12 protein-coding genes and 1 tRNA gene are annotated in these 12,930 nt (G+C 66.7%); 6 read left to right on the forward strand and 7 right to left on the reverse strand.

Annotated features, from left to right (window positions below; translation table 11 throughout):
- Positions 1-2 precede the first annotated feature (2 nt).
- The 5 genes from GQS65_RS10110 to GQS65_RS10130 form a co-directional block, all read right to left on the reverse strand.
- Complete coding sequence (locus tag GQS65_RS10110) at positions 3-2,066, reverse strand: minichromosome maintenance protein MCM (protein WP_158204479.1); 2,064 nt, start codon at positions 2,064-2,066, stop codon at positions 3-5.
- A 155-nt stretch (positions 2,067-2,221) separates the two neighbouring features.
- Complete coding sequence (locus GQS65_RS10115) at positions 2,222-2,842, reverse strand: hypothetical protein (protein WP_158204480.1); 621 nt, start codon at positions 2,840-2,842, stop codon at positions 2,222-2,224.
- Positions 2,839-2,982 carry a hypothetical protein gene (locus GQS65_RS10120; protein ID WP_158204481.1) on the reverse strand — a complete coding sequence of 48 codons (144 nt, stop codon included), beginning with the start codon at positions 2,980-2,982 and terminating at the stop codon, positions 2,839-2,841. The genes GQS65_RS10115 and GQS65_RS10120 overlap by 4 nt, the downstream gene beginning before the upstream one ends.
- Positions 2,979-3,281, reverse strand: coding sequence for a hypothetical protein (locus tag GQS65_RS10125; RefSeq protein WP_158204482.1), 303 nt, complete (start codon positions 3,279-3,281; stop codon positions 2,979-2,981). The genes GQS65_RS10120 and GQS65_RS10125 overlap by 4 nt, the downstream gene beginning before the upstream one ends.
- A gap of 36 nt (positions 3,282-3,317) precedes the next feature.
- On the reverse strand, positions 3,318-4,511 hold the full coding sequence (locus GQS65_RS10130) for a hypothetical protein (protein ID WP_158204483.1): 1,194 nt from the start codon (positions 4,509-4,511) through the stop codon (positions 3,318-3,320).
- Between the two features lie 75 nt (positions 4,512-4,586).
- Here GQS65_RS10130 and GQS65_RS10135 point away from each other — a divergent pair, with 75 nt between their 5' ends.
- Positions 4,587-5,450 (forward strand): SDR family NAD(P)-dependent oxidoreductase, encoded by an 864-nt coding sequence (locus tag GQS65_RS10135; protein WP_158204668.1) that lies wholly within the window; start codon positions 4,587-4,589, stop codon positions 5,448-5,450.
- A gap of 42 nt (positions 5,451-5,492) precedes the next feature.
- Here the strand turns inward: GQS65_RS10135 and GQS65_RS10140 are convergent, their stop codons facing one another.
- Entirely contained in the window at positions 5,493-6,998 is a 1,506-nt protein-coding gene (locus GQS65_RS10140; protein WP_158204484.1) for a hypothetical protein, read from the reverse strand.
- Between the two features lie 190 nt (positions 6,999-7,188).
- On the opposite strand from GQS65_RS10140, the gene GQS65_RS10145 reads away from it, so the two are divergent.
- A complete protein-coding gene (locus GQS65_RS10145; protein ID WP_158204485.1) occupies positions 7,189-8,091 on the forward strand; it encodes a hypothetical protein in 903 nt (300 codons plus the stop codon).
- Positions 8,092-8,177: 86 nt separating this feature from the next.
- Here GQS65_RS10145 and GQS65_RS10150 read toward each other — a convergent pair.
- A tRNA-Gln gene (locus GQS65_RS10150) sits at positions 8,178-8,250 on the reverse strand.
- A gap of 130 nt (positions 8,251-8,380) precedes the next feature.
- Here GQS65_RS10150 and GQS65_RS10155 point away from each other — a divergent pair.
- From GQS65_RS10155 to pstA, 4 genes are all read left to right on the forward strand, one after another.
- Complete coding sequence (locus GQS65_RS10155; RefSeq protein ID WP_158204486.1) at positions 8,381-8,962, forward strand: IMP cyclohydrolase; 582 nt, start codon at positions 8,381-8,383, stop codon at positions 8,960-8,962.
- Between the two features lie 161 nt (positions 8,963-9,123).
- Entirely contained in the window at positions 9,124-10,182 is a 1,059-nt protein-coding gene (locus tag GQS65_RS10160) for a PstS family phosphate ABC transporter substrate-binding protein (RefSeq protein WP_158204487.1), read from the forward strand.
- 72 nt (positions 10,183-10,254) lie between these two features.
- Positions 10,255-11,256 carry a phosphate ABC transporter permease subunit PstC gene (gene pstC / locus GQS65_RS10165; RefSeq protein ID WP_158204488.1) on the forward strand — a complete coding sequence of 334 codons (1,002 nt, stop codon included), beginning with the start codon at positions 10,255-10,257 and terminating at the stop codon, positions 11,254-11,256.
- Positions 11,256-12,926, forward strand: a complete 1,671-nt coding sequence (gene pstA, locus GQS65_RS10170; protein ID WP_158204489.1) for a phosphate ABC transporter permease PstA — start codon at positions 11,256-11,258, stop codon at positions 12,924-12,926. Before pstC ends, pstA begins: the two co-directional genes overlap by 1 nt.
- Positions 12,927-12,930 lie beyond the last annotated feature (4 nt).

Below are 12,930 nucleotides of genomic sequence, written 5' to 3' on the forward strand. Positions count from 1 at the left end.
GGTCAGACCGCCCGGAAGTGTCCCTGGTTCGGTTCGTACACGTCACCCTGATCTTTCAGCTTCTGAATTTCGTGGTCGACGCGGTCCTCGTCGGTGCCCATGTCGCCGGCAATTTCGTAGACCTTCTCGATGGGCGCTCCGTTGTCGTGTTTCCCCTCCAGGTCACTGATGATGGCCCTGATGGACTTCACCCGCTGACGCTGGCTCTGGGAGGTCCCCGCCTCGACGATATCGACATCGAGCTCGCCAGTCTCCGGGTCGACGCCCACGTCTTCGAGACACCGGCGATGGATGGCCATCACTCGCTCGACGTCCGTCCGCGTCACCTCTTCGCGAAGGTGGATGCGGGCGCTCGCCTCCGCGAGTCGGATGATGCCCTCGTTCATCCGCGCCGTGACGGGGATGGCCTCATTCTCCGGGTTCGCGCTTCGGAGCGCCACGTACTCGTCGGCGATGAGGTCCATCGCGCCGTCGGTCAGCACTGGCGACAGCGTTCTGGCGTGGGCGATGAACGCCCGCATGACCTCCTCGTCGATGGCCGGAGTCACGCCGGTCGCGTCGTCTGGCGTTGCGTGCTCGTTCTGCGCGAGTTGCTGGCCGACCCGGTTCGCACTCGTCTGGTGGCGGGCGACCGCTCGGTCGTGATCTGCGTCCGGCCGGTCGGTCAGCGTGAAGATGAGGTCGAACCGGGAGAGCAACGCCGGGTCGAGGTCGAACTGCTGGGCCAGGTCGCTGTGGATGTCGAAGCGGCCGTGCTTCGGGTTCGCGGCGGCGAACACCGACGTCTCGGCGGGGAGCGTTGCGTTGATGCCCGCCTTGTTGATGGAGATCTCCTGGTCGCTCATCGCCTGCAGCATCCCCGCGCGGTCCTCCTCGGCCATGTCGTCGAGCTCGTCGATGGCACACAGCCCACCACTCGCTTTCACGAGCGCCCCCGCTTCGAGCGTCCAGCCACCTCCGCCGAAGTCGTCGTTCACCGCCGCGGCCGTCAGACCGGCGGCTGTGCTCCCGCGACCGGTCGTCGTCACCGACCGCGGCATCAGGTTCGCGGCGTACTTCAGGTGCGTCGACTTGCCCGTCCCCGGGTCGCCGATGATGAGACAGTGGGAGTTCCCGCGGATGGTACTCCCGTCGGGCAGGCGCTTGTGGACGCCGCCGAACATGATGTAGGCGATAGCCTCCTTGATAAGACGATCGCCCATGTGCGAGGGATTGATCGAATCGACGATCTGCTCGACTGGATTCGGACTGTTCGCTATCTCGCGGATGCGCTCGATGTGCTCGGCGACGTTGACGTCGCCGAGGTCGGCGGTCGTCCGCTCGATGGACTCAGCCTCGCCGTACAGTTCGAGCAGCGGCTTCTTCGTCCGCCCGCTCGTCTTCGGGCGCGACTCGATACGGCAGTTCGCGACGATGCGGTCCCCCGCGACCACCTCGCCGACGAGGTCGTCCGTGAGCGTGATGTCGAACTCCTCGCTCGTCATCCCGTGCGAGCGCTCTGGCGGCGTCTTCAGCCGGGCGAGTTGGTGGTCGACGCGCTCGGACTGCTGTTTGTTCAGCCGGAAGGGACCCTGTCGCTCACAGCCGTGACACTCGTGGGGGTCCTGGAGTTCGTCGCCCACCTGCGGCACACGCGTGAGCGTCCCGCAGCGCTGACAGTCGAACGCCGCCTCCTTCAGCAACTCCTGGCGGGCAGAGACCTTCGTGACCTGCCCGTGGACGCCCTGGAGTCGCCCGTCGACGGCCTTCGGTCGCCACATCCCGACGTCCCAGACCGCGTCCGGTGGCAGGTCGGTGATTCGGACGTGTGCTCCGCGCAGGTTGACGTCCACCGGGAGGTCGTACAGCGCGAGCGCTTCCTCGAGCAGCTCCTTCGCCTTCTCCGGTTGGTCGAAGACCATTCCCGCGACGTCCTCAGCCCCTCTCTCCAAGTCGCGGTAGGACACGGTGAGCGAACGCTGCTCCTGTGGGTAGTGACGGGCGAGCTCTCCGATGGCGTCCTTGTAGTAGACGCGGTAGAACTCGTCGAGATCATCGACCAGTTCCGCGGAAGCTGCCTCACTCATCTCGTCCACCCCCCACGAGGCTTGTAACGAGATTACTACAGGCTGAACGGGCCGTAACGGTGCTTACTCGGCTGCCAGAGACGCCAGCAGTCGAGATACCCACGACTAATCGACAGTTGCTTACAGGTTGTTTCATCGGTGTGGTTTAGCTCGTGTTAATCCTGAGTGGAACTCGTGACGTGAGTAGCCGTGTCTGAACCGGTGGGTGCATCCGCCGCTGTAGTAATCTCGTTACAACGTGCGTAGGCCGGTAACTCCGCCAATTTCAGGATAACCGCGTCGGCGCGGTTCCCCGCCCGGCTGAGTTTGCTCCCCATCGTGAAGCCATCGGCATCGGCGGCGTCGCGCATGGCGTCGAACGCCTGCGGACGGTGGACCGAGCCGTGTCCGTAGTCGGCGAGGAGCTCCTCGACCTCCTTGTAGTAGAGCGCGACCTCCGCGCTGGGGTCGTCGGGGTCGTCCTCTTTGGCCTCCGCCCGCCGGATCATCGCCTGCCGAACGTCGGCTGCCCGTTTCGCGGGCGAGGATTGTTCGTCCTCGGCGAGGCCGGCGATGGACTCGAACTTCTGTTCGAGCCGCTGGTTTTCGCTCCGCACTTCCCGCAGCTCGGCTTTCACCGACTGCATGTCGTCAAGAAGTGCGGCGATGGCGTCGCCGTTCTCTTCCATCGTCGGGAAGAGCTTGTGCTTCCGGACGGCGTGCCAGTCGTTCTTGAGCGCCTCGTGTTCTGTACGCAGTCCCTCGAACTCTTCGCGGGTGGGGGTGTCCTCGGTCACGAGAGGAACACCCCGATGAATCCGATGACGAGTGCGAGGCCGCCAGCAGTCCATGCGTAGGCGTCCTCGAACAGGCCCCCGCCGATGATGCAGGTCAGTGCGCCGGCGACGGCGATGCTGACGAAGAGGTTGGTGCTCATCGCGTCTCACCCATCGGTGGCAGGCCGCGGTCTGCGGGCCAGGACCCTTCGGTGATGTTCTCGACGCCGGCTCGCTCGGCGAAGCTCACGACGGTCCCGGCGTCGGTCGTCCAGGCGTCGTAGTAGCCACCACCAGGGCCGTGACCGATGACGGCGAACTCACCGCGGTCGTTGAGCGTCCCCGCTGGGTGGCGCTTGACGATGTGCCGACCGGCTTTCGAGTCCAGTCGGACCACCACTCCGCGACGGCAGAGCGCCGGGACCATCTTCGGGTCGTCGACGTCGGCAGTGAGACTCACGTCGAGTCGCCTCCAGCAGCGTCGGGGCCGGCGGCCTCAGACATGCTTCCCCTCCTTGATGACGACGACGCGAGACAGCGCCGTCTCGATGTCCTCGCGCTCGACGGTCGGTCCCTTCTTAACCTTCTCGCGGATGCCGAGGTCCTTGGCGAGTTTGCTGGCGTTCTGTCGGTTGATTCGCAACCCTTGCTGAACGTCGTAGAGCGTGTCGGCACCGTCGAACGTGTCGATAATCGAGTCGACGCCGACCGTCGAGCCGTACTCGTCGAGGTCGAGAACATCCCCGTGCCGAACGCTATCGGTCAGGTCGTAGTGGTCGAGGATGCGGTAGGCCCGCCCCTGCTCGACGTCGAAGTCGGCAGCGACGTCCTCCAGCGTCTCGTAAAACTTCGCGACCTCGTGGACGTCGCCGTCGGTCAGCCCATCGGGGAGGTCCGGCGACCGGCCGACGTTCTCCTCGGCCTCGTCTGGTTGGTCCTCGGCGTCTTCTCCAGAGCGCTCGTCGGTGCTCGCTTCGTCCGTGTCGTCACCGTCCTCTTGGACGTCGTCGGAGTCGTCGATGCGAGCAAACGGTTCTGTGGCGACGGTGTACGTCGCAGGGCCGTTGCCGTGGCGCTCGACGTCGACGAACAGGTCGTCGCGGTCGTCCTCGGCGAGTTGACCGAGGTAGTGGCCGGCCGCGCGTGAGTTGAAGTTCGTCCCCGCGGTGATGGCACTGGCACGCTCGCTCTCGACAGGTGCCTGTTCGATGAGGAGGTCCGCGAGCCACTCTCGCTTCTCGCCGTTCGTGAGCGCGGAGAAGTCGACGCCGTCCTCCCGATGCTCGTCTTCGCTCTCACTCGGCCGGTTGGGAACGTCGACGCCCCCGGTGGCTTCGACGATGGCCGGGCGGCCGCTATCGACCGTCGGTGGGGTCGGAGCGGCCAGTCCGTCAGATTCCTGGCCGGCCTCTTCCTGGACATCCGTCGCGTCCTCGTCGATGACGCGAGGAGCGAGGACAGTTCCGACGCGCGTGTTTTCGAGCGTCCGAAGTGCGAGCCCGATACTCTCGCCGTCGGGCATCGTCATCGGCGTCACGCGGACGGTGGTCTTGTCGGTACGTTCGATGTACTCCGTCAGCGCCTCGCGAAGGCGACGCGCATCGACAAGGGCGGTGGGGTCGTCAACACCGGGCTCGACGACGCCCGTCGCGAAGACGCGGTCGCCCGCCTCCGCTTCGAGAAGCTTCACGCGACCACCTCCAAGTCAGCTGACCCTGCCCACTTTTGGTGACATGGCGCGCACTCGGTGACACTCATGGCCGACATGTCCGTCGAGGACGCGATGGCGAAGTACGGACCCAGCGAGATAACGACCGACGACCTGCTGACGGTCCCCGACCCGGCGTTCACCGCCGAGAACGTCGCGCTCGTGACCGGTGCTGGCAACGGCATCGGACGGGCCATCGCGCTCGGCCTCGCCGCCAACGGTCTCACCGTCGTCGGCGTCGACGTCGACGAGGACGGACTGGCCGAGGTCGAAGACACCGCCGACGACCTCGAACTCGACGGTCGGTTCCTGGGGTCGGAGGGCGACCTGACCGACGACGACGCGATGCGTGCGGTCGTCGACGCGGCCGCCGAAGAGGGGTCGATTCGCTACCTCGCCAACGTCGCCGGCGTCCAGCACATCGACGCCATCCCCGACTTCCCGATGGAGCAGTACGACTTCATGCACGACCTGATGCTCCGTGCGCCGCTCCTCCTGACGAAGCTCTGTTGGCCCCACTTCGAGGCGTCGGGCGGCGGTGTCGTCTGCAACATGGCGTCGGTCCACGGCCACTACGTCACCCGCGACAAGGTGGCGTACAACGCCACGAAGTTCGGCCTCCGTGGGCTCACGCAGTCCATCGCCGCGGAGGGCGAGGGCTCGATTCGCGCGTTCTCGGTCAGCCCCGCCTACGTCAAGACCGAACTCGTCGCCAAACAGCTCCCGGACACCGCCGACGCCCGCGGGTTGACCGTCGACGAGGCCGTCACGCAGGTCCTCCTGGAGCAAGCGCGGACGAAAGAGATGCTCGAACCCTACGAGGTAGCCAACGCCTGCACGTTCGGTCTCTCGAAACACGCCCACGCTCTCAACGCCGGGGACCTGCTGCTCGACGGCGGCTACACGCTCACCTACGAGTAGCCAGTAGCCACCGCCACGCGAGTCACCGAACCGGACTCTCGACTACGACAGCCAGTCGACGAACGACCCCTCGACGAGCGTCTCGCGCTGGTTCTCGATGTAGTCCGTCTGCATCGCGTAGACCGCCTCGTCGAACGGCGTCCCCGCCTCGACGCGCTCGCTGACCCGGTCGTGTTTCCACGACGCCGGGGTGACGCCGCGGTCCACCCGGACGCCCAGCGGTTCGATGTACTGGCTGATCTCTCGCTCCGAGAGCCCTCGCAACGCGAGGCCGTCACGGGCGTGTTCGAGCAGTTCGTCGAACAGCACGGCCGAGTTCGTCGTCTCCTCCCCGTCGGTCGTCACCCAGCGGAACTCGCCGTCGAGGCCGTCTTCCACGGCGGCGTAGAAGTTGTCGCGGGCGGCCTCCCAGGGGAGCGAACGCAGCGGGTGGTCACGCGCGTAGAGGCTCTCGAGCAGGCCGGCGTAGGCGGCGAGGAACGCCACGGTGTCTCGAACGGTCGGCTGACCCGGAACCGGGCGGAACTCGATGCGGGCGTTGGCCGCGGACTTCGTCGGGCCGTCGAAGACGGGGCGGACCCACCGCCAGTACGAGCCGTGGGTGTGACGGAGGTGGGCGAACCGGTCGTCGAACCGACCCGTGTCGTCGGTGAGCATCGGGACGACGGTCCGGTCGGCGGCGATGTCGTCGATAGCGTCCTCGACGCTCTCGAAGTCCCGTGGGAACCGGACCTTGTTCTCGCCGCCGGTGTTGAGGAACGACTCGAAGATACCGACCCGTGACTCCATCCACCCCTCTTCCAGGACCGTCTCCGGGTCGGCGTCGTACAGTTCGGGCGGGACGAACGGGGAGTTGACGCCCAGTGCGAGCAACGGCCCCGCGATTCGCAGGGCGTACGCGAAGTAGTCCGGCAGGTCCGGGGCGTGCGAGACCTGATAGTGGGGCTGGAGCGACGTGATGAGGCTCTCGGGCATCACGGTGTCGGCCGACAGCGAGACGTGGGGCACGTCCAGTTGCATCCGGATACCGCCGTCGACGTTCGCCATCGCGTGGTAGCGCACCGCGTCGGACATGTTCGTGGCGATACGGACGCCGCCGTCCTCGACGCTGTCCGAGAGGTAGTTCTCCGCGGTCTCGCCGACCGGTGGCACCGTCCAGATGCCGTCGGAGACGAGGTCGATACCCGACGAGCGCGTCTCCCGGAGAGCGGCGTCGAGACGCGCCTGCACCTCGGCGGTCTGGGCACGCAGACCGTACTTCGAGAGCGGTTGAGGCGTCGTCTGCATCTCGGCGTTGTGGAGACCCAGTTCCTTCTCGAAGCCGATGTACTGGAGCAGTCGTCGCGGGACCCGCTTGAGGTGGTGGTCGTCGGTGTCGACGCCATAGAACTCGTACTCGAGGCCGACGATTCCTTGTGGGTTGTCGAACGTCCCCTCACGGACCTCGGCTTTCAGGTCCTCGGCTTCGCGCTCGACCCGGCGCTGGAACTCGTCGGCATCGACCGAGAGTACCTCGTTGACCCGCGCCGCGAGGTCTGAGGCTGTCATACCTCCCCCACGCAGGGGGAGGATTTCAACGTCGGGGTTCTGTCCGCGAACCGGTGTCGTCGCCCGGACGGCGCACCGAGACGGACACCGACGACGACGGCGACGGACGTCGGCCGCTTTCGACGGCCCCTCCCGTCACCGAAAGGCCATTACCCGAAGACATATACTCCTCGTACCTGTCGGTTCGTCAATGCGAAGCGCCCTCCAGGTAGCCAGTTGTCTCGCCGTCCTCGTGCTCCTCGCCGGATGCGGTGGGATGCAGGGAACCGACACGACCGGCGCGGCCGCGAACACGACCAGCGCGGAGACGACGACGGACACGCCGACCCCGCCGACCAGTGACGCCGCGACGACCACCGAAGCGTCCACGCCGGCGACGACGACGGCGGAGCAGTCGAAGGAGTCCGCACTCGACGGCGCGCCGCCCGGGGTTCGAGTGACCGACATCGCGGACCCGTTCGCGCTGGCCGACGCGAACGACGAGGCGCTGGCAGGAGCCAACTACACGCGACAGCGCACCGCGACGTTGACGGCGAGCAACGGGACGGAACTCGTCGACGAGACGGCCACCAGTCGCTACGCGGCGAACCACACGAACGTCCTCGTCGAGCGTTCGTTCGCCGGGACCACGACGCTCGCCGGCGTCGACGTCACCGACGTCACCCAGTGGTACAACGGGACGGCCACGACGCTCAGACTCGAAGGCGTCGACGGGACCACCTACGTAACCATCGGGGCGACCCCCGAAGACTCGACGAGTCTCGGGCAGGAACTCTCCCGGTACTACGTCGATCCGGGGACGGTGACGACGACGGAGACGAAGTCGGGCGTCGAGGTTCGACTGACGCCGCCGTCGGGTGAGGAGACGGTCGCCGGGTACGTGGTCGACGCCACGAACCGGACGGTGACCGTCTCGGTGACTGAAGACGGCCTCGTCGAGGGGTTCCGGGTCGAGTACACCGGAACGCTCGTCGACGACCCGGACGTGATCGTGCGGGGCGTTCGGGCGGTGGAGGTGACGGCGGTCGGTGAGACGACCGTCGAACGGCCGGCGTGGGTCGGGACCGGCGGAAACGCGACGGCGACACGGTAGACTCGTCGACCGATTCCGACGTCTCTCGAACCCGTGAGCGGCGGCGGCCGAGACACCGGCCGGTCGGCGACGAGAGAGTCGAGAAGTAGTTCCACCAGGATTCGAACCTGGGTCGTTGCCCCCAGAAGGCAACAGGATTGGCCGCTACCCCATGGAACTGCACTCGATAGGAAGGAGGCCGGATATTAAAACGTCGTGGTTCGGACCCGACACCCCAGCGAACCCCTTCGTTTCGGGTCGAACGTGTATCATCGCCAGCTACTTTGCCGAGAGCTATGCACGAACACGTATGTACGTCGGTCGCTTCGTCGTCGTCGGACCGGGCATCGGTGCGTATCGAGTCTCCTCACGGTCGTTCCCGAATCGGCAGGTCGTCGAGCGTGACGGGACGCTCACCGTCGCCCCGACGTCCGACGCGCCGCCGACGGACAACCCCTACGTCTCGTACAACTGCCTGCGAACGGTCGAGCAGAGCGGCGAGTCCCTCGCCGTCGTCGGCAACGGGTCGCACGTCGACCCCATCGCGGAGAAGGTGGGGATGGGCTACCCGGCCCGTGACGCGCTGGCGCTGTCGTTGCTCGCACTGGACTTCGAGAAGGACGACTACGACACGCCGCGTGTGGCGGGCGTCGTCGAGACTCACGGTGCGACGATAGCCACCGTCCGGCGGGACGCACTGGTCGTCCGCGAGGTCGCGGAACCGACGCTCGTCGCCACCTACGAGGCCGACGACCCCGAACCGTTCGACCTCGGGGCGACCGACGCCGCGACCGCGGCACGGGAGGTGTACGACCACGCGTACGAACACGCGGTCTGTGCGGCGGGCGTCACCGTCGGTGAGACCGTCGAGACGTCGCTGGTCAACGAGTAGCGACGCCGCCCACCGTCGTCTCGTTGGCAATATCACACACAGGTAGCTCTCGGTAGCCGTACCGAGACGTTCCGACCACAATAGCGTGGTAGCAATATTTTCTCAGAAAATATATACCTGAGTCGCAACCTTGATATTCCGAACAGTCCCACCGTAGGGTGATGGCAGACAACTCGTCCACACGCGTCTCGCGTCGCAAGTTCATCGCCGCCTCGGGGACGGCCGGTGCGCTCGCGCTCGCTGGCTGTACGAGCAACGACAGCGGCGACGACGGTGGTAACGGCGGGGCCGGTGGCGACAACGGTGGCAACGGCGACGGTTCCACCACCACCGAGGGCGGTAGTGGTGGGTCGCTCTCCGGCGAGATCAACGTCACCGGGAGTTCGACCGTCTACCCGCTGGCCCAGGCGGTCGCCGAGGAGTTCATGGGACAACACGACGGCGTGAACATCACGATTCAGTCCACCGGGAGCGGTGGCGGGTTCCAGAACTACTTCTGTGTCGGCGACTCCGACATCAACAACGCCTCTCGACCCATCGCGGAGGACGAGACTCAGCTCTGCAGCGACAACGGCGTCACCCCCGTCGAGTTGAAGGTCGCAACGGACGCGCTGACGGTCGTCGTCAACAACGAGGCCGACTTCGTCGACGAGATCACCTTCGAGCAGCTCGACCAGATCTGGTCGGCCGAGGAGCCTCCGACGACTTGGAGCGACGTCGACTCCGACTGGCCCGACGAGGAACTCAACCTGTTCGGTCCGACCGAGGCGTCGGGGACCTACGACTACTTCCTCGAGACGGTTATCGGCGAGGAGGGGCCCGGCATGCGCACGGACTACCAGGCGACCGAGAACGACCGTCAGATCGTCCAAGGTGTCCAGGGCTCGCAGTACGCGATGGGCTTCTTCGGCTTCGCGTACTACAGCAACAACCCCGACGTCGTCAAGGCGCTCTCCATCGAGGGCGGCGAGAGTGACGGGGCCGTCGAACCGTCGCTGGAGACCGCGAAGTCCGGCGACTACCCGCTGGCGCGGCCGCTGTTCACCTACCCGGCGACGGAGGCGCTCGCCGACGAACACGTCGCCGAGTTCGCCCGCTACTTCGTCGAGCAGTCGACGAACCAGGAACTCGTCGCCGGCACGGTCGGCTACGTGCCCAACTCCGACGAGGAGATGCAGGAAGCGATGGACGCGCTCGACTCGGCCATCGAGAGCGCCTGAACCGCGTCGCGTCGCCTGCGGTCCGACCGGAACGAAGTGCTTTTTCCGACTACCAACTGAGAACTACGCAAAATGGGGGCAGACAATCTCGACGACTCGCTCACGACGCAGACTGAGAACTCGCCTCGTGAGTTGCTCGCACGGTCGTTCTTCTTCGTCTGTGCGTTCGTATCGATCCTGACGACCGTCGGTATCGTCTTCGTGCTCGTCACGGAGGCGACGACGTTCTTCAGCGAGACCGCCGGACTCCGGGGGGTGACGGGACCGACCGTCTCCATCGTCGACTTCCTGACGGGGACGGAGTTCAGCATCGCCAGCGAGCAGTTCGGGGTGTTGCCGCTGCTCTCGGGGACGCTCGCCATCGTCGTCGGCGCGGCCGTCATCGCCCTCCCGCTGGGGGTGGCGACGGCCATCTACCTCAGCGAGTACGCCGACCCACAGACCCGGAAGTACCTGAAGCCGGCCCTCGAAATCCTCGCGGGCGTGCCGACGGTCATCTACGGCTACTTCGCCGTCGAGTACATCACGCCGCTGCTCGAACGCTACCTCTTCCCCGACATCGGCTTCTTCAACGCGCTGTCGGCGAGCATCGTCGTCGGCATCATGATCATCCCGATGGTCTCTTCGATCTCCGAGGACGCGATGAGCGCGGTGCCCGACGACCTCCGGGAGGCCGGCTACGGGATGGGCGCGACGAAGTTCGACGTCTCGACGGGCATCGTCGTCCCCGCCGCCATCTCGGGCATCTTCTCGTCGTTCATCCTCGCCATCTCGCGGGCCATCGGCGAGACGATGGCCGTCACCATCGCCGCCGGTGCGTCGCCCAAACTCGTCGAGTTCGGGACAGTCGGTGCCGGCCCGGTGTCGGTGCCGTACCCCGACCCGGCGTACTTCCTCGAACCCATCCAGACGATGACCAGCGCGATGGTCCAACTGCTGTTCTCGGACATCACCGGCGGCGGCGTCGCCTACCGGAGCCTGTTCGGCATCGGTATCACGCTGTTCGTCATCACCCTGATAATGAACGTGCTGAGTGACTGGGTCGCCAGCCGCTACCAGGAGGACTACGACTGATGGCCACCGACACGCGAACCACGGTCAGTGAGGGGTTCGGCGAGGTCAGCCGAACCGTCGGAACCGCCTTCCGCTACCTGCTGTTGGCCGCGACGCTGGTCGGCATCCTCGCCGTCGGCGTGCTGTTCGTCTACGTCGGGAACGACGCCATCCAGCCGCTCACCGCCGACCCCGGCTGGCACCTGACGTTCTTCCTGACGCTGGTCGTCCCGACGCTCGCCGTCGGGGGCGTCCTCCGGGCGCGTGCCGACGGGAGCTTCCGCGTCGGCCTCGAATCGCTCGGCCTGCTCGCCGTGATGCCGCTGTTCGCGGGTGGGGTCGCCACCCTCTTCCTGAGCGTGCTCCCGGCGCTGGTGACGTTCTCCTACGCCGTCGCGCTCGGCCTCGTCGTCGCCACCGTCGTCGCCCTCATGCGCTCGCGCCGGGTCGGGTTCGGCGCGAAACTGCTCGTCGTCGGTGTCGCCACCGTCGTCTCGCTGCTGTTCGTCCCGGGCATCATCCAGTCGCTGCCGTTCGTCCCCGTCGAGTGGCTGCTCGTCGCGCTCACCCTCGGCACTCCCGTCGCGGCCATCGCCGGCGCGTACGCGACGTCGTCGTGGAACGACCGCCGGACCGGTCGCATCGCCGGCGCGGCCGCCCTCGGCGGCGTCGTCGCCGCCGGCCTGCTCGGCTCGCTGATCGGCTTCGGCGGCACCGCGGCGACCATCCTGGCGGCCGTCGCGGGCGTCCCGGTGGCGCTGTACGCCGCGACGGCCCTCGACCGGCATCCCGCCCGGCGCGACGGACTGCTCTTGCCTCTCACCGTCGTCGGCGGGATGCTCCTCGGCGCGTTCCTCGTCCGGACGGTCGGGTTCGCCGGCCCGGCGGCGTGGCTCGACTGGGCGTTCCTGACCGGCCCCAACAGCATCACCGCCGAGGACGCCGGCATCTACCCGGCGCTCGTCGGCAGCATCCTGCTGATGCTCATCGTCGCGCTACTCTCTTTCCCCGTCGGTATCGGCGCGGCCGTCTACCTCGAAGAGTACGCCCCCGACAGTCGACTGGCACAGCTCATCGAGGTGAACATCGCCAACCTCGCGGGCGTCCCCAGCGTCGTCTACGGCCTGCTCGGCCTCGGCCTGCTCGCCCGGATGCTCGACGAGGGACTCCCGATACTCCCCGCGGCCATCGCCGACCCGCTGGGTCTCGAACCCGTCCGGGTCGGAGCCAACCTGTTCGGTATCGGGACCGTGTTCGTCGGCGGGATGACGCTCTCGTTGCTCATCCTCCCCATCGTCATCATCTCCTCGCAGGAGGCGATTCGGTCCGTGCCGCCGTCCCAGCGACAGGCCTCCTACGGGATGGGCGCGACCCGCTGGCAGACCATCAGGAACGTCGTCCTGCCGAAGGCGTTCCCCGGCATCCTCACGGGGACCATCCTCGCGCTGGGTCGTGCCATCGGCGAGACGGCACCACTGCTCGTCATCGGCGCACCCAACCAGTTCGGACTGCCCCAGGAACTGTCCTCGCGCGTCGGTGCGATGCCGCTGCAGATTTACGCGTGGGCGACGACGTCCGGCACACCGGAGTTCTACGCGAAGGTGATTCCGGCGGGTGTCGTCGTGCTGCTCGTGGCGATGTTGGCGATGAACTCCGTCGCCATCGTCTTGCGAAACAGGTTCCAGAGCTAACACA

The sequence above is a fragment of the Halomarina oriensis genome, from assembly GCF_009791395.1.
GTDB classification, from domain to species: domain Archaea; phylum Halobacteriota; class Halobacteria; order Halobacteriales; family Haloarculaceae; genus Halomarina; species Halomarina oriensis.

What these genes read in the sequence shown, in the direction of transcription:
- GQS65_RS10110 (WP_158204479.1), bottom strand. Translation starts at nt 2,066, where the DNA reads ATGAGTGAGGCAGCTTCCGCGGAACTGGTCGATGATCTCGACGAGTTC.
- GQS65_RS10120 (WP_158204481.1), bottom strand. Translation starts at nt 2,982, where the DNA reads ATGAGCACCAACCTCTTCGTCAGCATCGCCGTCGCCGGCGCACTGACC.
- GQS65_RS10135 (WP_158204668.1), top strand. Translation starts at nt 4,587, where the DNA reads ATGTCCGTCGAGGACGCGATGGCGAAGTACGGACCCAGCGAGATAACG.
- GQS65_RS10140 (WP_158204484.1), bottom strand. Translation starts at nt 6,998, where the DNA reads ATGACAGCCTCAGACCTCGCGGCGCGGGTCAACGAGGTACTCTCGGTC.
- GQS65_RS10145 (WP_158204485.1), top strand. Translation starts at nt 7,189, where the DNA reads ATGCGAAGCGCCCTCCAGGTAGCCAGTTGTCTCGCCGTCCTCGTGCTC.
- GQS65_RS10155 (WP_158204486.1), top strand. Translation starts at nt 8,381, where the DNA reads ATGTACGTCGGTCGCTTCGTCGTCGTCGGACCGGGCATCGGTGCGTAT.
- GQS65_RS10160 (WP_158204487.1), top strand. Translation starts at nt 9,124, where the DNA reads ATGGCAGACAACTCGTCCACACGCGTCTCGCGTCGCAAGTTCATCGCC.
- pstC (WP_158204488.1), top strand. Translation starts at nt 10,255, where the DNA reads ATGGGGGCAGACAATCTCGACGACTCGCTCACGACGCAGACTGAGAAC.
- pstA (WP_158204489.1), top strand. Translation starts at nt 11,256, where the DNA reads ATGGCCACCGACACGCGAACCACGGTCAGTGAGGGGTTCGGCGAGGTC.